This is a genomic window from Acinetobacter genomosp. 33YU (assembly GCF_001990725.1).
GTDB lineage: Bacteria > Pseudomonadota > Gammaproteobacteria > Pseudomonadales > Moraxellaceae > Acinetobacter > Acinetobacter seifertii.
In genome coordinates this window covers 1-379 of the sequence record NZ_LFZQ01000053.1, presented here as the reverse complement: position 1 = coordinate 379, position 379 = coordinate 1, and the positions used below count along the sequence as shown (strand labels likewise).

Genomic DNA, 379 nt, shown 5'->3' with positions numbered 1-379 from the left:
CATGGCTGGAAGACTGCACACAGGAATGAGTGGCAGCTAGAGAACCTGGGGGTTAAGGGCATAGACAGAATCTCTTCATCCAGTAAAGAGCTGGTGCTGAACAGCGCGGAGATGATTAAGAAACAGCAACTCCAGATGAGAAATTTCTCGCAAATAAAACAGTCGATGATTCAAAGCGAACAGAAAGTGAAAATCGGAATTCGTTTAGGATAATTCATACTCTCCGGTAACTTATTGATTAAGATCGATTTATTTATCTTGTTAGCAGAGTTTTTGTAAAAAGTAACTAGCGGTAAAAAATTTAGTTAACTTGACTATAAAATAAGCGCATGGTGATCAATCGATCTGCTTTTTTGTTATCAAATAGCATATGTATCTA

Annotated in this window: 1 pseudogene; it reads left to right on the top strand. The window is 37.5% G+C overall.

Features of this window, described 5'->3' with window-relative positions:
- Positions 1 to 213: pseudogene (locus AC056_RS19750) on the top strand (spore coat protein CotH); the annotation flags it as partial.
- Between the last annotated feature and the right edge of the window lie 166 nt (positions 214 to 379).